19 protein-coding genes are annotated in these 22393 nt (G+C 43.3%); 4 read left to right on the top strand and 15 right to left on the bottom strand.

The genetic code is table 11. The annotated features are described in order from the left end of the window. Positions 1-214: 214 nt before the first annotated feature. From G5B00_RS01775 to G5B00_RS01765, 4 genes are all read left to right on the top strand, one after another. The gene (locus G5B00_RS01775; protein WP_163871521.1) at positions 215-1144 is read left to right on the top strand and encodes a lysylphosphatidylglycerol synthase transmembrane domain-containing protein; all 930 of its coding nucleotides are present in this window, start codon (positions 215-217) and stop codon (positions 1142-1144) included. Beyond that, on the top strand, positions 1144-1854 hold the full coding sequence (locus G5B00_RS01770) for an SDR family NAD(P)-dependent oxidoreductase (RefSeq protein ID WP_163871520.1): 711 nt from the start codon (positions 1144-1146) through the stop codon (positions 1852-1854). Before G5B00_RS01775 ends, G5B00_RS01770 begins: the two co-directional genes overlap by 1 nt. Positions 1855-2494: 640 nt before the next feature. After that, on the top strand, positions 2495-2626 hold the full coding sequence (locus G5B00_RS18245; RefSeq protein WP_255453770.1) for a hypothetical protein: 132 nt from the start codon (positions 2495-2497) through the stop codon (positions 2624-2626). A 5-nt stretch (positions 2627-2631) separates the two neighbouring features. Continuing rightward, a complete protein-coding gene (locus G5B00_RS01765; RefSeq protein ID WP_163871519.1) occupies positions 2632-2793 on the top strand; it encodes a hypothetical protein in 162 nt (53 codons plus the stop codon). On the opposite strand, the gene G5B00_RS01760 is transcribed toward G5B00_RS01765, so the two are convergent. The 15 genes from G5B00_RS01760 to G5B00_RS01690 all read right to left on the bottom strand — a co-directional run bounded on the left by G5B00_RS01760 (position 2783) and on the right by G5B00_RS01690 (position 22326). After that, positions 2783-3088, bottom strand: coding sequence for a hypothetical protein (locus G5B00_RS01760; protein WP_163871518.1), 306 nt, complete (start codon positions 3086-3088; stop codon positions 2783-2785). The genes G5B00_RS01765 and G5B00_RS01760 overlap by 11 nt on opposite strands. A gap of 207 nt (positions 3089-3295) precedes the next feature. Beyond that, a complete protein-coding gene (locus tag G5B00_RS01755; RefSeq protein ID WP_205966249.1) occupies positions 3296-5137 on the bottom strand; it encodes a carbon starvation protein A in 1842 nt (613 codons plus the stop codon). Positions 5138-5266: 129 nt separating this feature from the next. Next, entirely contained in the window at positions 5267-6445 is a 1179-nt protein-coding gene (locus tag G5B00_RS01750; protein ID WP_163871517.1) for an AGE family epimerase/isomerase, read from the bottom strand. 11 nt (positions 6446-6456) lie between these two features. Continuing rightward, positions 6457-7392: a DUF4434 domain-containing protein gene (locus G5B00_RS01745; protein ID WP_163871516.1), complete on the bottom strand. Its 936-nt coding sequence runs from the start codon at positions 7390-7392 to the stop codon at positions 6457-6459. Continuing rightward, on the bottom strand, positions 7393-8067 hold the full coding sequence (locus G5B00_RS01740) for a GDSL-type esterase/lipase family protein (protein ID WP_163871515.1): 675 nt from the start codon (positions 8065-8067) through the stop codon (positions 7393-7395). A 1-nt stretch (position 8068) separates the two neighbouring features. Then, the gene (locus G5B00_RS01735; RefSeq protein ID WP_163871514.1) at positions 8069-8761 is read right to left on the bottom strand and encodes a GDSL-type esterase/lipase family protein; all 693 of its coding nucleotides are present in this window, start codon (positions 8759-8761) and stop codon (positions 8069-8071) included. A gap of 10 nt (positions 8762-8771) precedes the next feature. Next, on the bottom strand, positions 8772-10172 hold the full coding sequence (locus G5B00_RS01730; protein WP_163871513.1) for a DUF5009 domain-containing protein: 1401 nt from the start codon (positions 10170-10172) through the stop codon (positions 8772-8774). A 15-nt stretch (positions 10173-10187) separates the two neighbouring features. After that, positions 10188-11072 (bottom strand): hypothetical protein, encoded by an 885-nt coding sequence (locus G5B00_RS01725; RefSeq protein ID WP_163871512.1) that lies wholly within the window; start codon positions 11070-11072, stop codon positions 10188-10190. 1 nt (position 11073) lies between these two features. Further along, on the bottom strand, positions 11074-12273 hold the full coding sequence (locus tag G5B00_RS01720; RefSeq protein ID WP_163871511.1) for a copper amine oxidase: 1200 nt from the start codon (positions 12271-12273) through the stop codon (positions 11074-11076). Between the two features lie 2 nt (positions 12274-12275). Then, positions 12276-13196, bottom strand: coding sequence for a DUF5017 domain-containing protein (locus tag G5B00_RS01715; protein ID WP_163871510.1), 921 nt, complete (start codon positions 13194-13196; stop codon positions 12276-12278). Positions 13197-13213: 17 nt separating this feature from the next. Next, positions 13214-14791 (bottom strand): RagB/SusD family nutrient uptake outer membrane protein, encoded by a 1578-nt coding sequence (locus G5B00_RS01710; protein WP_163871509.1) that lies wholly within the window; start codon positions 14789-14791, stop codon positions 13214-13216. An 18-nt stretch (positions 14792-14809) separates the two neighbouring features. Then, entirely contained in the window at positions 14810-17953 is a 3144-nt protein-coding gene (locus G5B00_RS01705) for a SusC/RagA family TonB-linked outer membrane protein (protein ID WP_163871508.1), read from the bottom strand. 18 nt (positions 17954-17971) lie between these two features. After that, positions 17972-19834 (bottom strand): FAD-dependent oxidoreductase, encoded by a 1863-nt coding sequence (locus G5B00_RS01700; protein ID WP_240894345.1) that lies wholly within the window; start codon positions 19832-19834, stop codon positions 17972-17974. Position 19835: 1 nt separating this feature from the next. Continuing rightward, on the bottom strand, positions 19836-20744 hold the full coding sequence (locus G5B00_RS01695; RefSeq protein ID WP_205966248.1) for a phosphodiester glycosidase family protein: 909 nt from the start codon (positions 20742-20744) through the stop codon (positions 19836-19838). 295 nt (positions 20745-21039) lie between these two features. Continuing rightward, positions 21040-22326, bottom strand: a complete 1287-nt coding sequence (locus G5B00_RS01690) for an MFS transporter (protein WP_317168823.1) — start codon at positions 22324-22326, stop codon at positions 21040-21042. Positions 22327-22393: the final 67 nt, after the last annotated feature.

Below are 22393 nucleotides of genomic sequence, written 5' to 3'. Positions count from 1 at the left end.
ATCCGCAAAGATAAGAAACTTATGATCTCCATGACGACCTCATCCAAAAATCATACCATAACAGAAATTTTTGGATCAATAGGAGACAGGAAATTTATTTATTGGGGGGAGATAGTTTGTTTAGAGAAAACGAAGGGTTAATATTGTTAAAAGGAATATGTGTTTTTAGTGATTAATGCGTACTTTTACGAACCTTAAGCAGGAATTCGGATACATGCGTAATAAAAGACTGACAACTATAGGTAAGAATATTCTGAAATCCATCATTACTCTTGTGGCTTTGTATTGGGTTTCCAGAAAAATTGACTTTACCGAACTCAAAACGGCGCTTGTCGACTGCAATTGGTTCTTTCTTTTTCTGGGCCTATGCAGTTACGTTGTCTCGCAGCTTGTGGCCTCTTCCCGGTTGAATAGCTTTTTCAAGGCCATACATCTTGACCTCTCCGAACGGTACAATTTGCGATTGTATCAATTGGGCTTGTTGTACAATTATTTTTTACCGGGCGGTATCGGCGGAGATGGCTACAAGATCTATTTCCTCAAAAAAAAGCACCAGATCTCAGGTAGAAAGATATTGAGTGCCGTGTTTTTTGATCGGTTGAGTGGCTTGTGGGCATTGGCTCTTATCACGTGTGCTTTGGTTGTGTTTATGCCCCGGTTGGCAATTCCAAATGCTATTACGATAGCAGCAGCTATCATTGGTACGGTCTCCTATTATTTTTTCCTGCGCATACTCTTCAAGCAGTTTGCCCGGATATTTGTTCGTACACATATTAAGGCATTGGCCGTACAGGGGTTTCAGGTTTTGGCGGCCATATTGATTTTGTATTCCTTAAATTTTGACGGCAAATTTTCACCATATTTACTGATATTCCTGTTGTCGGCCATTGTGGCTATTGTTCCGTCTATAGGAGGTGGGGTAGGGCTACGTGAGCTCGTCATGGTCTATGGGGCGACCTATTTCCAGATCGATGAGCATACAGCCGTGCTGCTTAGTTTGTTTTTCAATCTGATTTCGGTTATAGTCGCATCTTCGGGAATATATTATATTTTCAGACCTCAGCGATTGGGGGCAGATCATCTGCCTACCGTAGCGGAGGTCGAAGAAGAGATTGACAAGGATGCTTTAAAAGAAGAAGAATAATGGCAAATATTATCATCACAGGTGCGAGCAGCGGTATTGGTTTTGAAGCTGTATTGGATTTGACAGCCAACAAGGACAATCAGGTTATTGCATTGGCACGTTCGACAGACAAACTGCGCAAGCTGCATGAGATTGCTTCCTCCTTAAATCCGGATGGCGGGAAGTTGTATCCGGCACAATTTGATATTGTCTATGACAATTATGAAGACTCGTTGATCCCCTACATAAAATCTAAATTTGACAAGGTCGATATCCTGATCAATAATGCGGGTGCATTGGTCAACAAGCCCTTTTTGGATACTTCTGCCGAAGAATTTGCGTATATGCTCCAAACGAATGTACTGGGACATGTCAATATGATTAGGCATGTAGTACCTTTGATGGGAGAGGGGGCACATATCGTCAATATCGGTAGTATGGGCGGCTTTCAAGGCTCGGTCAAGTTTCCGGGACTGAGTGCGTACTCGGCCAGTAAGGGTGCTTTGGCCGTGCTGACGGAATGTTTGGCAGAGGAATTTAAAGATAAAGGAATCAAAGTCAATTGCCTGGCTTTGGGCTCTTCACAAACGGAAATGTTTGAAACGGCTTTTCCGGGGGTAGAAGCGGGGACATTGGCCTTTGAGATGGGCAGATATATCGCCGAATTTGCCCAGAACGGCAGCAAATACTACAATGGCAAGGTATTACCGGTTGCGAATACGACGCCGTGACGGATCTTAACCTATCCTTCGTGTTCAACACTGTTTTTTTATCTTAAGTTGTTGATTGTTTGCCACTAAGACTCTAAGTTTTTTCTCTTTGTGATTTTCCCGAATGGTCCTGTCGGGTGTACATATCTTAGCACTAGGCACACGCGGCAAGCGTGTGCCTAGTGTGATAATGATTTGCGATGGTAGGCTATGGAGAAAATATCATGCAGGTAATGAGTGGATCTGCTGCGTATCTGGCATTTCCTTCCCGGGGTGTATCCCTCACGTGAGAACGTACATACAGATCGAATGATCGCATACAGAAGCTCGCCAACTGTCTATATAAATCAGCAAGATGGGTGCAACGGTTGCATCGCTATATGTACAGGTTCATTGACGCTATGCAAGATTTGGTCCATGGCATACAGCAGTCTGCAAAGTGTGCAGCCTATGTACGCACATGCATATCCGGTATTCCAAAAGACATGTACATTTTTGCCGATGGTATGCACGGTTTGCAAACAATGTACACACTGTTTCATAACATGCACACACCGTTAGCATAAATGTGTACACAATTTGGTAAAATGTATACCCTGTTTCGATCCATGGCCATGGATCTATACAAAATGTATCCCTATCCTGTCAAATAGGGTACCGTGTGAACACACTTGCAAGCGAAGTTGAGCAGAGTATATACGCGTTTTTGCAGTCTGCGCATCCACTTTGGTTGCCCATGCACGGATTCAGTGGTATATTGTATGCACACGAGCATGAAGCCTTATCACCTTAGGCCATATGCATGTACATGTGACGGGGTTAGGGATACCTTTTAGAAATCGCTATGCAGGTCTGGCAACGAGGTACACGCTGGGCCGTAGTATGCGTATCCCATCGGACGAACTGTGTATGCGCCGAAAGGCTAAATCTTACCTTTCGGGATCGAATATCATTCCTTAGCAGCTTCGACTTCGGTCTTGATCAGGCGCACGGCCGAGCCACGCTTGATCGTGGTCAGTTCTCCCTTCTGCCGCATGTCAACAATCTTGCTGTGGCTTACGCCAAACTCGATCCCGACCTCCTTGACCGTCATCAGTTCGTCCTCGCTATAGCTGATCAGCCGCTCGTCGGGTTTGAGATCGGCCTGCAAGGATTCCAGTTTAAACTTGATTTCTTCTTTGCTCACATTATCTAGAGGGAGGGACGACACCATCTCTTCAATGTTTTGGACAGACAATAATAATTGATACATCATCGTTTTCATAGCATAATTGATTAGTGTTCATAAACATTTGGTTCCGAACGACCCTATCAATAGCAGCTATTACCTTTAATGACGGTTTGATCTGTATGCTTTTGTCTTTAAGACGGTAGCAATATTTTTTTGGACGGCTATAGGATAGTCGTTCTTGTCTTTCTTTTCATATATCAGAGTTTACTCCTGTTCTAAATCTTCTGTGCTTTATTTCTCCACCAATACTTTCACTGTCTCGCCATATTCATCTACCTTATCTGCTGGCATGCTCATCAGTTGAAACCATTTCCTGAATGCAGCGACGAATACGATCGACATGAGTACTAAGGCCAGCACAGCCAATGATGCTAGCATATACTGCCCGTTAGGAATGTAGATGTCCACCACTTGGATATATCCAGCCCAATATGTGATGACAGACATGAATATGCCGGGAATAGCCGAGCAAAGCGCATACCGTCCTCGGTTTAATCGCAAGAGCATGGTTGTACACACGATCAGTCCACAAGCCGCCAATAATTGGTTGCTGATTCCGAACAATGGCCATATACTGCTTACATTCCCTGTAAAAACCAGGTACCCCCACGCAAATGTGAATGCAAAACTGCTGATCAACACACCCGGCAACCAGTTCTTGTCCTTAAACTTAGGGATAACCGTTCCAAGCATCTCTTGCAAAAAGAAACGCCCGACTCGGGTACCAGCGTCGATGGCGGTCAAGATGAATACTGCCTCGAACATAATCGCAAAATTGTACCAATAGGCCATCAAGTCATCCATGAATGGAATATTATGAAAGATGTGCGCCATACCTACTGCTAGAGATACGGCTCCACCGGTGCGCCCTTGCAACTCGACCCCGATCTTATCGACATAGCTCTGCAGGTCTATCTGATGCAGCGTGGGGTTATTCGCCAAAAAACTGTCGTAAACAGCCGTTGGCACATTGATCGCGAAATAATCGCCCGGCATCAGCGTACAGGCAGCAATCAATGCCATCAATGCGACAAAGCCTTCGACCAGCATGGCACCGTATCCAACAAACAGTATCTCCTTTTCATTGCCCAACATCTTTGGGGTTGTACCGGTAGCTATGATCGCATGAAAGCCTGAGATGGCACCACAAGCGATCACGATAAAAATAAAAGGCCATACGGCACCGCCAACAACGGGCCCACCACCATGGATGAACTGGGTAAACGCAGGCATTTCGATGTTAGGGTTCACAAAGATAATTCCTACTGTCAACATGAGGATGGTACCTATCTTGAGGTAGGTGGATAGATAGTCCCGCGGGACTAACAATAGCCATACAGGAAGTACAGAGGCTAGAAAGCCGTAGACTGCAATGGCAATAGAAATAGTCGATACATCCCAATGGAATAGGTTACTGATGTATTCATGCCGCATTAGATCATGCCCTCCAATGATACCGAAAAGCAGTAAAACTCCACCTAAGATACTGGCAAAGCCGACACTGTTTTTTCGACGCCGCATAATCAGTCCCATGACAATGGCTATCGGCATAGTGATGATGACAGTAAACAGTGACCACGGAGCCTCATGCATAGCACTGATACAGGCCAAAGACAGACCGGCCAACGTAAGTACAAGGATAAAAAGCACTGACAGTCCTGCTACAGAGCCAATGGTTGGACCAATCTCCTTGGAGGCAATCGTGGCTAAGCTTTGCCCTTTATGACGTACAGAAGCAAAAAGTACGATCATATCATGTACGCCTCCGCCCACAACGCAGCCGATCAAGATCCAAAGTGCACCGGGTAAATAGCCAAATTGTGCCGCCAGTACAGGACCTACCAATGGACCGGCTGCAGCAATCGCGGCAAAATGATGTCCGAACAGTACGTTTTTGTTCGTAACTACGTAATCCTGTCCATCTGCATATTCGACTGCAGGAGTAACGTTTTTGGCATTCAGCTTCAGTACCCGGTTTGCGATAAATATACCATAAAACCGATAAGCAATCGCAAAGATCAATAGGGCGACAAAGACCAGTGTTAAAGCGTTTATTTCATTTAATAGATCCATTTCTTCTTACGTTAAATCAGCATATGTTTACATTGTATATTTCTTGATAAAATGATATTACAAAAAAGTGGCCTGTAAGAATGGTTACTTTCTTCCCCCATCGACTACCGTATCTCAATGGATATAAACTTATAGAAGCAATGTCTGCTCTTTTTTCAGAGATTCCAATTCCGTATAAATCTTGAACAAAGCCCTGGGCAAATGGAAACATCCCTTCCATTTTCCGCCTTTCAAAGTCAGCAAAGGCTCACCCTGCCTATTCAGATATCCGTACCATTCTCCATACGTAGGGTCTGCAAAATTGCGGAAGGCATATTCATCCAGTTTCTCGAACCATGTTTTGCATTTATCATTGCCTGTATAGACATATCCTTTGGCCATACATACCAATGCTTCCAAATGTACCCACCAAAGTTTTTGATCCCATTCAAGCTGTTGTAATGGTCTGTTCAGGATATCCTTAAAATATAATATACCCCCATATCTTTCATCCCATCCAAACTCAAGGGCACGCAAAGCGATATCTACACATTTTTTCATCAACACATCATCCCCACGTCTATCGGCCAGATCCATCATAAACCACATTGCCTCGATAATATGTCCGGGATTGACCAATCTTCCATCAAACGAATCAGAAAAGGAACCATCCAGATTAACATTCTCCATAATCAAACCCGTATTAGGCTGATAAAAGACTTCCATGACCTCATGCACGACATTGTCGATCAGCGACTCGACGGTATCCGTACCAACGATATGTTCGAGTTCCAAGGAGAGATTGCTCAGGATCATAGGAAGAGCAAACCCTTTCAGCGAACGGGTACCGGGATAGGCTTTGTTGTACTTTCCTTTGGGGTTGTCCCGACGTTCGAGTATGCGGTTAAAGGTATCATAAGCCACCTGAGCGTATTCTTCTTTGCCGGTAATCTTGTACAAAGCCCCTAGTCCCATGCTCGCAAAGCAATCCGAAAAAATATTGTAGGGTTGCACAAGAGGACGACCGGATCTGTCCAATGCAAAATGCCAATCTCCCTTCTCGTCTCTTCCATTCTTGAGTATAAAGTCAGCACCCTGTTCCGCCATTTCTTTCCATACGGCATTCTGCTCTACACGTTCGTACAGCATGGACAATGTCCAGATCTGCCTTCCCTGCAACCACATGAACTTATCTGTGTCGAATACTGTACCATCCCGGTCTAAACACGTCAAAAATCCGCCGTATTCCTTGTCATTGGAATACTTCACCCAAAACGGCATGGTGTTCTCCAACAGTTCCTTTCTATACCGCTCAACAAATTCCTTCATTTCTACTCTATTTATTTCAATGTTTCTAAATACTCCTTATACCTGTTATATAAATGTCCGGCTTGCAAATAGGCCGATTGGGGACTCATAAAATGCGAAAATTCAAAAGTGATCGCTTTGTCGTATCCGGCTTTTCGGGCAGCTTCCAGTTTCAGACGAAGTTTCTCGAATTTGATCGGCATAAACTTGATCGGCATATCACGGTCGAACGATTCGGCATTGGTCCAGCATTGCATGTTATATTTATCGGCCAGACTCTTGTTGACCGCAAAAAAATCTTCCAGTTCATGATAATCAATATGTCCGTCCTGGAATGCGACAGCATCTACAGCGTTGTGTATTTCGTGGAATATCTCATTCCATTCTTTTTCGTGTTCCTGTATAGACACAAAGTCTGCTTTGGTCAAGCCGGAAGAAGTGGCCATGACAGCTTTTTTGCCGTCGATCCAAGGGGAAATAAAGGTAGGCAGGTTGTCGCTCACAGCTTTGCATTGCTCACCTAAGATACGAAAGGCACTGGCGGCTCCTTTGGTTTGGCGACTGATCTCCATACTCAGGTACCATCCACCGAAACTGCTGTAATGTCCATACCTATTCCATACCTCATCAATCACAAAACGATTGGCATCGATTTCGTGCTGCATATTTCCCGTGTCCCAATACTTTCCGCTATCGTACAGACCAAAGTAGAATTTCATACCGTGCTTTTCGGCCAATTGCAGAAACATATCGACCAAATCAACTGGTGGGGTGTAGCAGCCCATACTGTTCTGTAGCCACGTCGACGGATACGTCATAAACCTTCTGTATCCGCTACGGATCAAGATGACCGTATCGATACCAATGGCCTTCATGTATCCAAAATCACGATCCCATTCTTCTCTACCCCAATTTTGATGCGGTATATCGTGGCTTATCTCATCCAAAAAAGTACCCGTAATCTTCATCTATAAATATTTTTTCTCCTTTAAATAATTTACCCAACAGATATAGGCATCTGTATTGACGTGTATGCCATCCATTGTATATTCCTCTTTCAGTACATAGTCATCTGCCAAGGCTTCTTTGATATTCACATAGACCAGATTGTACTTTTGGGCCAGATCTTCTATACCCCTGTTTAAAATTCTGATCAGGTGTTCTTTTCCAAGCAAGTAGTCATATTTCAAAACTGATTCATGGAGAGGCAAGGTGCTCTGGACGTATATTTTCGTCTTGGGACTTGTGTTTCGGATGATTCTGATGATCTCTTCGTAATTCTTCAGACTCCATTCGGCAGGTAGTCCCCGGCCTATGTCATTGATCCCCATCATAAGAAATATCTTCTTGGGCCTGGACTTCATGGCATCGGCAATTCGTGCTTTCATACCAAATGTATTGTCACCACCAATCCCACGGTTACCGACCTTATATTTTCTGCCGATCAGCTCCTGCCATGGTCCGCGTTCGGTGATACTGTTTCCAAAAAACACCACGTCATATCGCTTACCCTTTAATGTCTGGTACAGCTTTTCCCGACCGTCATAATACCAGTTGCTATAGGTGCTATCCCGTGATTTATCTTGGGCATACACTTGTATCGTTCCCAACATCGCCAACAATATCCATATTGCTCTCTTCATTTTACAATGCCTTTACTTTTTTCAAATAATCTACCAGTTCAATATAAGCGGACACTTCCAGATGAATGCCGTCAGGCGTGATTTCTGAACGCAAATGTCCATTTCTGTCGGCAAGAACCGTATGTAAATCGATGAACCGGACACCCTCCGCCTTGTGGCTGATCTGCTTTAGGCCCTCGTTCAATATCTGGATATCACTATTCGTCACGGACTTAAAGGATTCGATCAATTTATTCGGATTGACCGGCAGTATGCTGTTGAGATAGATTTTTGTTTTAGGTGAGGCCCGCTTTATCTCCTGTACAATCCTGGAATAGTTCTCCATGATGTTCTGTGTCGGTATACCTCGCTTGAGATCATTGACACCGATCATCAAAAAGACTTTTTTTGGTCGGTGCCGTGTGATCTCGTCTAGCCGTGCAAGCACACCGTACGAGATATCACCACTGATTCCTCTATTCAATACCGGCAGATGCGGCAAAATATCGTTCCATCTACCAGCCTCCGTAAGACTATTGCCTACGAATATGACAGACTTTGGCAGGACAGGCATTTTTCTGAAATCGGCCAAACGTTCGGTATAGCCGGAGAAAACATAACTGCTATCAATCGTATCGGTAGTTTGCCCTCTCAAGTTGTAGAGACTCCCTAACACCGTAAGTAAAGTTAGAAAACTTGTTTTTATGAGTAACATATTTAAAAAATTATGATCGCCAAAACCACCTCCTATTGGTCGCATAGTTGGTGATCGAAATCATCAATAAAATATAGATCACTGTTTTTACCAAACCCAAATAAGGATGGATACCCGACAACGTGTCAAAAACAGGTAATATATGCACCAATCCCAAAACAGGTGTAATAAAAAATGCGGATACACAATAGGCGATCATTGGGTTCTGTCCGTTCTTTACTATTGCCAAAATAATAGGGTTGTTGGGAAAGCTTTTGGTCAAGTAATCACAGACAATATAAAAAATAAAAGCCAATCCGCTTGTCAGAAACCAATAGCTAAAGGAAGATGGATCTTTCTTGATCCCTCCATCCAAAGGCTCAAAGAACAAGGCGACAGAAGCCAAAACAAATCCCCAACTAACCAAACTCTTATAGAAAGCAAATTGTCCCTGATTGTATTTCTTAAAAAAGAGAAAAAAAGCTATTCCAAAAGCAGCATGTCCAATCAAATTGAATTGTAGCAAACGCATGTACAGTGTCACAACATGGAAAACGATAAAGGCTAAGCCGAGTAAGGCTAAAAATCTTGCTTTCTTTTGCTCTAGATCAGTATACAGGTTGTTTGTGATATCCCTGTTTCTCACCAGCAAATCGCCCAATATCGAACCGGGTAACACGATGCAGAGGTATTTCAAAAATGAAAAATTGTAAAACCATCGTATGTCGGGGTGGAAATCCCAAAGTACCTGCGTCCAGCTTCCTTCGATATCTTTGGTAAACCACACACCCATAAAAGCAATAAGCACGGCTATCCGTAGCAGAAAACTTTCGGAAGTCAGCAACCAAAATACAGATCCAAACACTGCCATATTCGCCAGGACCAGAATGATGATATTATTTTTTGATTTGTCAAATGTGTTTCCGAGTATTTCGCTATGGTAATAGATCAATAATCCTATCACGAGAAAACCCAACAGTTGCAAACCATATCTTCTGAACCTTCCTCCTTCAAAACGCATGAAAACCAGAAAAAAAGAAAAAAATGTCAGCAAAGAAGTCGCGTAATTCAGCCATTCTGGCCCCGACAGGTTTTCCGGTGTAAGATAAGCCAGCGTAATCGCAAAAAATACAAGCACCAGCCCCCGTCTTAACAGCCCAGAAGAGATCATCCTATATTGTTTATTGGCCAGTTTATTTCGCAATGCCAAAGGAAATGCTGCGCCCATGGCGAATAGAAAGAAAGGAAAAACAAGATCTACCCAGGTGATACCCGGATTATTGGGATTGAACTTGAAATCCGGCGGGCCGACCTGGGCGTGATACATCCATGCCGGAAAATCCGACGTCCACGGAATTACGGCAGCTAAGACCATTCCGATGATCGCCAACCCGCGAAGTAGGTCTATACTATAGTTTCTTTTGATTGTCATAGCTATCCACCCTAATTAATGACCAGTACCGCTGATATTGATTTCTTCGGCTCCTTTCCTTTTCTCCGCATCTGAAGCCATCACCGAAAAGAAACTCACGTTAGGACAATTCATTTCTGTGTATCTTTCGCTCTGAAACGGAACGATCAGAACCTTTCCGTTTTCCATGCGCAACAAATCTGTATGTAGCCATTTCCCGCCGTTTACTTTCGTTTTGGTCGGCTGTACAGGTTTTCCTTCATTGCCCATCTGATCGATCGCATTTACCCGTTTAAACTCTCCTTTATTTTCTAACGTGTATCCTGCACATTCAAAAGTTGTTTCATACTTTTTACCCGCTCCCTCAACTATAAATTTCACCAGGCCTTTACCGATTGTTTCCAACGATAAAAATACCTCTTCTCCCGGATACCAATAATATTCTTCTGTCGCGGGACCGTTCAAAAAGATACTTTCCTGACCGGATTTATGAGATGTCCTTCTTAAAAAAGGTCGAAACGCTACGCGTGCTTCGGAAATATTGCCCTGTTTGTCCTTGATTACTTCCCAGCTCAAGCCAATATCCGTCTCCTGCCCATCGACATTTCCGCCAAGGTAAATAGAAGGATTATCTAGGTATTGCTTGGGTTTCTTAGGATTTTTACGGGTGTCATCAAATATAATTTGAGGCAAAATTACTGTACCTCTTATGCCCACCCAATTGTCTGTACTGGAAACCAGTTTCCTGTAATATGCTCCCTCAAAACAGGGCTTTGAAACATCGGGACGAACTTCATTTGGAAAAAAATCTGCATAATTATTTTTAGGATCGGATCTTTTATCCGTTTCGTTCTTTTTTAAGGGAGCACATGAGATCATCAAAACCATTATCCCCAAGCCAGTTATATAGTTAAACTTCATTTTATTTCAGATCTATCGGTACAAAAATCAATGGAGTAGGCAAACAAGAAGCGCCGGGAGGTGAATAGGTAAAATTGATCTCCTGAATTTCTTTTGTTGGGTCAGGTCTGTAGATTTCTACAAGAATAGCCTCTGGTGCAGCTTTGGTGATCAATGTATCTCCGGGCAATTGTCGTATGGTTTTGGCCCCCTTGCTGTCAAAAAGTTCCATAGTCAGCCCCATTCCGCCACACCATTTATTGTCTGCCGAACGGGAATTCCATGTAAGGAGAGCTAGTCCTTTTCCATCTGTACTTTTCCATTTGATGTTTGTACTATACAATACCCCGTAATTGCCTGCATTTCGGGCATAAGCCTTGTCGGCTCCGATCGTACCTGTTATCCAAGGATCATCGTGGCCATCGGCAATGATAAGTTGAGAAATCCCATTTTTAGTATCTAATGTATCTACTCCTGCAATAGCATAGTTCGAAACACCGAAAAGACCTCTTCCTGCATTGCCATGACTATGAGGAATGATATTCTTGATCGTAGCAAACGCCTCAGGGCCACTTTTTTCGGGTGAGGTCTGTAAGACACTGATCTGAGCAGGCTGATCAATGACAAACTCATAAAAGCCATGTACCAATTCGTCGTATTCAACGACATTCCTTTCCAGCTGCTCATCAATGGCAATAACTTCTCCTGGTTGTACCGTGCGTACATTATTTGAAACTTCCGAAGCAAAATAATCCTCCAGGCCTTGTTTGCCTACTTGAAAATAATTGGTGCTTGGCTTTTGGGAAGAGTATTTTAGCATGCGAATAGACAGAACCTCTTTACCCGTGTTTTTAATGACAGCTGTAATTTTTCTCTTGATCTTTTGCGGTTCTTTCACACCATTCACATTGTAGACGTACAATCGGACAGCCCCTGGGACAACGTCTTCCTGCAAAGCAATGGCTTCGGGTACACGAATGTACTCCGGATCGTCCGAAATGATAAATTGAGGCCCTGGACGTACTGTTTTGGTATAGGCTATTTTTGCAAAATCAGTTCTTAAAAAATTGTCCAGTTTTACGATATTACCGATTTGACCGGATTTAATGACAGCTTCTTCCTTTTTATTGGCAAAATATAAATTTGCTTCCTGAGCATACGTGTCCATTCCACAAGTAAATACGGTTGCTGCTAAAAAAAATCTAAAAATGTGTTGTATCATGCTTATTCTACTTTTACTTTTATAGTCTTGACGCTTTCTTTTATCCCCTTATAGTTGCTGTTAACAAAAACAAAAGTTACTTCATATTCTCCTGATTCGGGAAAATTATATTTGAAACTGCTCATTTGGTTATCCGGATATTTTTTGATGGCTTTGCCATTGTCCGGGGCGACTTTATTGGGGTCAAACCTTTTCGTTATTACCCATTTTTCTACAGCTTCCAGGTTACTTTCCGGATTATAGTATATCATGTCGGCATGTGTCAGGAACCAAACACCTTTCCCGCCAGGATTTGAGATACTTACCGATGTCCAGCCTGCATTTACCCGGTCAGTCACCGGAATGATTTCTGTTTCTGAAAATTTGTTCTGTATATTGAACTGGTATATTCTCCAGGTACGTTGGGTAGGTGTAGTGCTAGGTGGCTTTTCACCTACATATCTGAATGCAAAATATACAGGTTTGCCCGATACCAGCAAATCCGAAACACTGGCATAGTCCGAAATCGTCCGAACACCTACTGCACCGCCTGCTGCCACACACCAGGTGAGTCTGTCACTAATATCTGTCCATGTGGCCTTCTCAACACCCTCTTTTGTATATTCTCCGGTAAAATCTGTGGATAGGTAAAGTTTGAGATTATCTGTTTGACTGCCGTAGAGAACCTGCGTTTCCATGTTTAAGATCAAGTCTCCTCCTTCCAGTTCCAATCTGTTACGGTTTTTATACTCTTTCCCCTTTTCGCCAGAGTAAAAAGTTATCATATCTGCATAGCCAGAAAAGTGAAACTCGACGGAATCCTCGGTACTATATACCTCCTTATCTATCGAGACATCCACCACGGGATCCAGCAATTCGTCCCTTGTACAAGAAAATGTTGAAAGCACTATCGCAATCGCCAAAAGTTTTTTTAATATGCTCATCTTATTATGATTTATAATTACCATCCATTATTTTGCTCCATGAGTTTGTTTACAGTCATCTCATTGCGCGGTATCGCAAAGAGTGTATCCCTATCTGAAATGTTCTCTACAGTTCTGAATCCAAATTGATAACTTGAGTTGGCCGACGCTTTGTACGTACGCAGGTTTTCCATAGTCAATATATAGGTACCCCATCGGATCAGATCGAACCTTCGGAGTCCTTCAAATCCAAGCTCAAAAGATCTCTCTTTTTGGATCGCTTGCTGAAAAAGGACCTCATCCAGTCCCGGAGACAAGTCAGCAGCTTCGATATCCGTGGCTCCTGCCTTAAGCTTTCCAAACGCCCTTCTGCGCACCATATTGACATATTCATCAGCCTGTGTGCTGCGATTGCCGGGAAGCATATTGTCTGCTTCGGCATACATCAGCAACACGTCTGCATAGCGCAGTAACGGAAAATTAATCACAGTTGTATTAGTGCTTTTCTGAGGTGACACTTCAAATTCCCGTCTCCACTTAGAAGCGTATCGGTTGTAAATGATGGCGGCTGTCCCTGCTGCATAGGGTACCTGTGCTGTACTTGGTGCCGTAGCATACGTATAGGTATTGATATTCCAGTCTCTTCTTTCATCGTCCTCATCAAACAAATCGTAGTAAGGTTTCATGACCCGTTGCGCACCATAACTATATCCTACTGTCGTATTTGATGTTCCTATACCATTGATAGAGCCCACCATCCCTTCTTCATGCTGTGCCCCCGAGATATAGGAAAACTCTACTTCCCATATAGATTCCCGTGTATCATACACGCCCTGTGCATGGTTTTTAAAGACTTGACTGTAATCCGCATTCAATCGGTGATAGCCAAAGTTTATTACTTTTTCGGCCCATTTTTTTGCTTCGGCATATCGTGAAATGTCCCGGAGTGGTGCCCCGGCCATTTTCAGGTTGACCCGTGCCAGTACACCCCATACAGCAGACTTGGAGACACGTCCCGCATTGTTGAATGTGGTAATATCCGCCACCTTATCTGCTGCGGTCTCCATGTCACTTGCGATCTGTCCGTAGATCTCTGTATAGGTAGCAGGAGCCATATCCACATCACTTGGGGTTTTCGTAGAGGACAATCGCAAAGGTATCCGACCCCAATTTGTGGTCAGGACGAAATAGTAATATGCCCTTAAAAATAAAGCTTCGCCTCTATATACCTCCCGCAGATTGTCCGGCATATCGGCTTTATCAATGTTTTCCAACAGCATATTTGCCCTGTTAATCCCTTCGTAAAGAAGGCTCCAGGTTGTCAGCAACTTCGTGTCTCCTATATCGTAATTCAACAAAGCGATGTCTTGTGAAGTACTGGACAGACCAAAATAGCTCTCATCACTCATATCCATTTCAAAGAAAAGGTATCTGCCATACGTCCCTGTCTTGCCCAATATATCGTACACACCCGCTAGGGCAGAGAAGACTTCTTTCTCATTGGTGTAGTAATTTGCCGGAGCCACAAAATCCGTAGGGGTTTCCTCCAAAAACTTGTTACATGAGGTAATCAGCAAGAATACACCCAAAAATCCAGTTAAAATTATTTTTTTCATCTCTTTAACTTTAAAAAATTAAAATGTGACGTTCAAACCAAAAGTATATGTCCTCGCTCGTGGATATGCAGAATAGTCAAATCCTGAAACCAGGGCACTGGCACGAATGGATACCTCCGGATCATAACCGGAGTAATTGGTCCATGTATGTAAATTTTGTGCAGTAAAATACAAACGTGCCTGGGAAAGCTTCACTTTGCTTATATAATTTGTCGGTAGATTATACCCCAGAGACACCGTTTTCAACCTCAGGAAAGAGCCGTCCTCAACCACACGGTCAGAATACGTTTTATAGAGAGAACCACGGGCAGCCGGCAATGTTCCATCGGGATTGCTCGGAGACCAGCGATCCCTGTACGTTGCGAACTGGTTGGTGTTGTATTTGTAACCCGACTCCATAATCAATCTATTGGCATTCAGAATATCATTTCCATAAGACCATTGAAGAAATACACTCAGATCAAATCCCTTATACATAAAGTTGTTGGACCATCCTCCAAAATGCTTGGGCAATGGGTTACCAATGACTACCTTGTCATACTCATTGATCAGCCTGTCGCCATTTAGATCTTTGTATTTGATGTGACCAGGCTGTATGGTATTAGCTCCCATACCATTGGCTGTTAATGTCGGTTTCAAGGTATAGTTGACGCCATCGAAATCAAAGTCATCGTATGTGTACACCCCATCCCACAGCACACCATAGAACTGCGAAACCGGTTGACCGATCTTCGCTACATAAGCTTCCACAGTACGCCAGTCATCGCCCCATCCTACAGCCGTCAATCGGGAAGTCTCATTGTCTACTAATGCCAGAACTTTATTGCGATTGAACGAAATATTGAAATCCGATGTCCATGTAAATGCTTTCCGGACAGGAACAAACCCTAACGTGAGTTCCAGCCCGTCATTTTGAATCTTGCCAATATTCTTCATTGCAGAAGAATATCCGGTAGAGGGGGATAAGTTGGCATTCATCAACAGATCGTGGCTTTTCTTACGATAAAGGTCCACCGTGAATGTGAGCCGTTCTTTGAAGAAACCCATATCCAGACCTATATCCGTTTGCTCGGATGCTTCCCATTTTAAAGCCGCATTACCCAATGAAGTCGGTATCACACCCCGGATAACAGATCCACCGAATCCATAGCCGGAAGTATTTTGGCTTTGAAGAGCAGCGTGAGCAGCAAAATTTCCTATCGCATTATTTCCTGTGCGTCCCCAGGAAGCACGTAGTTTTGCATTGGATACCCATGTAGCCCTTTTCATAAACTGTTCATTGTTGATGCGCCAGGCCGCAGCAAAAGAAGGGAAAAAGCCATATACATTATCGCCCAATAGACGGGATGAACCATCCAAACGGTTAGTTACCGTAAATAAATATCTTGAATCATAGGAGTACATCGCACGCGCCATAAAACTAGCCATACTCGCCGCTGTCGAAAAAGAAGAAATACTATTAGGTTCTCCTTCATCCAAGCCGGATAACCCCAGGTTTTCATTTTGCAACCGGATCGCCATAGCTCCAAAGTTCAGTCCGGAAGTTCGCTCCGCAGTGAAACCTGCCATTGCATTGACATAGTGCTTCTTGGCAAAAGTTTTGATGTATGTCAATTGATTGGATACATACCACCTATCGGATTCGTAAAAAGCTCTGGAACCGTTCAACTGGAAGTTCGTGAATTCGTGTCCAGTTCGGGAGTTGGATCCATTGAATGTATCGTATCTTCGGTTACCTTTATAAAAAGTTCCGGACAATTTATATTTAAGATTTTTGAACAGTTCATATTCTGCATAGCCGTTGACCGTAAAAGTGGTCCCATAATTCTCCCGAAGTTCATTTTGGGTGGTCATTATAGGATTAAAACGATGTTCTTGCGATTGTTCGATCTCAGGATCTAACCCTTCCTCCAACAAATTGGTGTTTGTCACAGAAACCGGCCTGTATGCCCACACACTGAACAATAAATTCAACTCGTGATTATAGCCTGCTGTCGAAGTAGGTGTACCGTAGTTTTTATAATTAGAATAAGAAGCATCCAATCCCAGTTTCAATTTCTTATTCACTTCCTGGTCCAGGGTAATCCTTCCTTGTGTCCTGTTAAAACCGGAATTAAGGATGATACCCTCCTGGTTAATCCGGGAGAGGGATGCGCTATATTTAGTTTGTGCCGTACCGCCCTTGAAAGAAAGGTGATGGTTGGACATTGGTGCAGTACGCATCACCTGATTTTCCCAGTTAATGCCATCGAGCAATTTGTAATCCTCCATATCTACTTCACCCCCTTGGAGATATAACCCCTTGGTCCGAACCGAATCGATATCCCATTGCAACTTCACAAAATCGTATGGACCGAGTACTTCCTGTCTTCTTGTGCTGTTTTGAAACCCATAATAAGTGTTATAGGCAATTGTGGGAGCAGACAAAGCTCCTCTTTTCGTGGTGATAATGACTACTCCGTTTCCGCCGCGCGCTCCATAGATAGCTGTCGCAGAAGCATCTTTCAATATATCAATCGACTCTATATCCGCAGGATCCAAAGCGTTGATAGGGTTTGCAGCCAACCCTCCATCGTTTGGGCTTTCGACAGGCATTCCGTCGATGACGTATAAGGGGCCTACATTTTGTGTAATAGAGCCTATCCCTCTGATGACGATATCAATCGTAGATCCAGGTTGGCCTTCGGATGAAGTCACCTGTACACCAGCAACACGTCCGGCCAAAGCTTCGTCAAAAGATTTTACCGGAGCCTTTTGAAGATCTTTCATTTTGACACTCCCGATCGCACCCGTCAGGTCAGATCGTTTTTGCTCGCCATATCCAATGACAACCACATCTTCTAACATGGAGCTACTTTGCACCATCTTAATGTCTAAAACTGTTCTGCCGTCGAGCTGAACCGTTTGTGTTTCGTAACCAAGATAGTTAAAGACTAACCTGCCGTTTGTATTGGGAACCTTAATGGAGAACGCACCATTACTATTCGTGCGGGAGACCGTATTACTACCGTCTACCTTGACTGTGACTGCCTCCAACGGTTCACCATTATTGTTGAGAACCCGGCCTGTTACCTGTCTTTCCTGCCCATACACCAAGGTGACAGAGCATATCATCAACAGAAAGCTTAGCCTCAATGAAGTCCATTGAATGAATTTATACATAACTATTAAAATTTAGGTTTAAAAATTCTTTATATTTCCTTTAAAATCTACTTCCTTTTCAAACAAGCCAAGATGTGCGTCCAACAAAACCGAAGCCCATCGACGATTCAACCTGGTATCGGCATTTACCTCTACGCTATATCCTCCACGGGACAATATCCCGTTCAAATCAGCAATGGAGATCTCTTTGTTTATGGATTTTACGATCTCCTGATAGCCTTTCACGGTCAAAGGCTCTCCCGAAGCTGTCCAGTTGTTATTCAACAAAGGGAAATAGCTTCTCAAACCGACCAAAAGTTCGTATTCGCTGATTTCCCTCTCGGGATAAAACCAGGTCTGATTTGCCCATTTGTACGGAATACCGGTTCCTTTCAGTATACCTGTAGCGCCTGTTTTTTGCAGAATTTTGAAATGCGGATCCGTTGCAGGTACATCGATATACGGCATGATGTACGCTTTCTGATCCAATAAGACAGACTGCACTTCACGAATGGACACCTGTGACGGAGCTGTAGCCCGTTGGACAGCCAAAGCTGCAATCACTCCGGAAGCCTGCCCAATACCCAATACCACGGGTTGCAGGCGGGTAGCTCCGTTCACGATATTGCTTACACCGATGCTTTTCTCGGCGACGATCAGTCCTTCATAATCCCTGGGGATCAGTGACCCCATAGGTACATTGTAAGATGGTACGCGTATCTTGACAAAATCGATCTCCGGAGCATTACCATATTTATAATGATGATGATCAATCGTATAATCGCCCACCACGACACCCGTACGGTAGTAGGCCTCTGGCGTATCAAAAGGAGTCGTGATATGCTGTAAAGAGAATAAAGACTTGGCTTGTAAACGCCTTGACTCACGGTGGTAAGGGATCATCGGAAAACCATCTTTGGTTGGATACTCATCGTATGCTATTCCTAAATTTTTGAATCCCAGTTCGGACTGTATGTAATACACAAAGCGTAGCGTCATCTGCTTGGCCTCTTCCAAGAGTTTAGCGCGTTCGGCAGGGGTTTTCTCGATGATGTTCAGGTAAATATCATTGCCTTTCTTCGGCCAGTTGATCATGAACTTATTGTTCGGTAAGCGACCGTAAGTCAACATCTTGAAGCAGTCGTTGTTGTCTTTGTTGAATGTAGCCGGGTCGGACACATCGCAACAGCCGGCAAACTCTTCTTTGTCGTAGTTTTTTGGCTTTTTTATCGTTTTGTCTGCTCCTTTACCAAAATCTTTGAGTGTGATGACATAAGTCAGATCCTGTACGATGTCATTTGCTTCCTCTAAGGCAAAAGGTTCTCCGGTCAAGGATTTACTGTCCATACCCAAATAGTACGGTACCTTCAAAGAGGCCATGACATCGCCAAGTTCTGTTGCATCGATAAGGATCTTTCCCTGGATAGTCGAACTTTTACCCGATTTAGAACTAATGTCTACCAACCATTCTCCGTTTGTTTTTCGGGCATTGCTCCAGGACGTTTCGAACAATACCTGGACCTTATTTTCTGCCTTGACCATTTTTTGGAGGATTTGGTTACCTACCGATGGTTCAAACAACGTATTGCTTACCCATCCTGTTTCTACTGCTTTCGGACCACCATAGTAATCATATAGGTGTTGACGAAACTCCCCCCATAGACCAGAAGGCAGTCTGTGATTACCATCGATAGCAGATACCCCCGCCGAAGTCAACATACCGCCCAACCATACCGTCTCTTCGATCACAACCACATGGGCACCCAAACGGGCCGCTTGAATCGCAGCCATTGTCCCACTGGCTCCACCACCGACAATGATGACATCTGTCTTGGTCTGTGCGAATAGTTGTGCCCATGCACAGGTCAAAAAGAATAGGATTACATAAAATCTCTGCATCATTCTATCTCTTTTTTACGATTAAAGCACTGATGACCTTTCTTTCTCCTGCAGCATCCGAAGGTTTGATTGTTGTTTCTCCATCCACGACCAACGACGAAGAACCTCCGCCATCCAGATTTACAGCTCCTACACAGCCTAAGCTTAACATTTGTTGAGCCAATTCTTGTAAAGTCAAACCTGGAATGTTGGTGCTTCCTCCTTCTGCAACAAACAGCACAACATTGCCATTTTTCAGATGACCTATCGCCGTTCTCGGCCTTGAAGAAGTAGGAGTAGCACTCGTCGTAATCATCTCCTCCACATCAGTAATATGAATAATAGAGTCTCTTATCAGCATAGGCGATCCCCCAATGGCAGTAGTTTGTGTCCACAATGCGCCTTCTTCTGGAAACGATGCTGTTGGTGCTATTTGGGGAGCTTGGCCTTCTGCATTGGGACTTGGTTGCGGATATGCATACAACTCTCCGTTTCCAGTACCCACACTATATACCCACGATACAGACGGTTTATAATCTTTATCCAAACCGAATGCTGCCCGTGTAGGATAGTATGTTGTGTTCGCTCCGTTATATACCCGTGTCAAAGATTTTACATTCACAGAACCGACCGCTGAATTGTACATCACCAAGCTTAAACTTGTCGTGCCCGAGAAGAATCCCCCGTTCACGCAAGCATACACTTCACCGTTTTCTTCGTTAAAAAATGTGGTAGGAGTTTTAGCTACAGTGGAAACAACAGGTTTCAAGTCAATATTGAGACGGGGATTAAAAGCCAATAAATACATGTTCGTATTTTTGCTGTTTACTTTTTCGCTACTCTTGTAAATCGTAATCCCTCTCGGAAAATTAGCCATCAGTCCCGTCTGTTTCTCCCATACGGTAGTGTCCAAATCTATAACCGGCTTATCCAATCTGTACTTGTCTAATTGATAAACAGAATACAAGCCTATTTTTTCTTCTTTATTGCAGGATAGAAGAATTAAAATGGATAGGCCTAAAAAAAGTCTCGAAAAATAATGCATCATAACAGAGATATTAGGTGTAACAATATGCTAAATAAGAAATAATATTTTAAACAAACAAGTTATTTTTAATTTTATTTAAAAATAAGATGATAAATTTGTTATTTATTAATAAACAAGTGTGGTTGACTTATTTTCTTTTGCAATTAGATGGAAACCAGGCCCAAAGGAACTATAATTTTGATTACTCTGTCGCCAAGATTTCTTCTTCCGGTTTTTGCAAGGGCACGAGCCATGTCACTACAAAGGCCGGAATGGTGGCTATCAGTACCCAAATGAAGAATTCTTTGTACCCTAGGTAGTCGCTCAGCAATCCGCTAATCATTGAGGGAATCATAAAACCTAAGTTCATCAAACCGCTTCCGAAAGCATAATGGGCCATCTTATAGGGGCCAGGTGCTATGTTTTGCATCATAAACAGAATAAGGCCCACAAAGCCAAATCCATACCCAAAGTATTCGGTTACGACCGCAGCACCGATAGTATAAAGATTTGTCGGCATGGCTATAGCCAAAAATGCATAAGCGGCAAAAGGCAGGTTGAAAACGGCACACAGAATAAGCAAGGTCTTTCGGGTCAGCCCCCTTTTAGCAACATAATATCCGGCGACAATAGAGCCTAGCACAAAAGCGATCGATCCGAATACACCATACAACAAGCCTATTTCGGAGGTGCTCAGCCCCAAACCACCATCAGCTCGCGAAGCCTTGAAAAAAAGTGGGATAATCTTGATCGCTTGTCCTTCCGCAAAACGGTAAAGCACAATAAAACAGAGGCTATACCAAATGTTTTTTTTCTGAAAAAAGGTGATAATCACATCTTTTAGCGTGTGAAAACCCTCTTTCAAAGAACTTGTTTGCACCACGCTTTGGGACGAAGGCAAGACACGCATATTATACAGCCCCAATATCAACATGATGGCGCCATAGACAAACATGACAATCATCCAGGCATTCCGTATGCCTATCTCTCCTTCCAACTGCCCGGCCAAATAGACCAGTGCTCCTCCCGAAAAAACCTTGGCTATATTATAAAAGGCTCCTTGCCAACCTACATACTTAGCCTGCAGCTTGGCATTTAGTTCATTTAGATACACACCATCGGCCGCTGTGTCATGGGTGGCTCCGCTAATGGCAATGATCGTCAATACAGCTATCGAAAAACTGAAAAAATGATCCAATTGTAAGGTCAGGCCGACCAATCCAAACAGTACACCTGTAAACACCTGGGTCATGTATACAAAGAATTTTTTTGTCTTATACATCTCCAGAAAGGGCCCCCACAAGGGTTTCAAAGTCCACGGTAGCATGATCAATGATGTCCAAAAGGCGATTTGTGTATCGGATACCCCCATGTTTTTATACATGATTGAGCTTGCTCCCGACAAGGCTACGAAAGGTAATCCCATAGCAAACCAAGTCGTAGGAATCCAATAAATAGGATGGAGTGTTGTTGATTTATCTTGTCTCACGATATATGTCTAAAGTTGGTTATTGTTATATTTATCATCATCTTATCAAGAGCGTATATTCCTTATA

This window comes from Parapedobacter sp. SGR-10, assembly GCF_011030405.1.
GTDB lineage: Bacteria > Bacteroidota > Bacteroidia > Sphingobacteriales > Sphingobacteriaceae > Sphingobacterium.
Note: the sequence above shows the minus strand (reverse complement) of the source record. Positions and strands in the feature narration are given on the sequence as shown.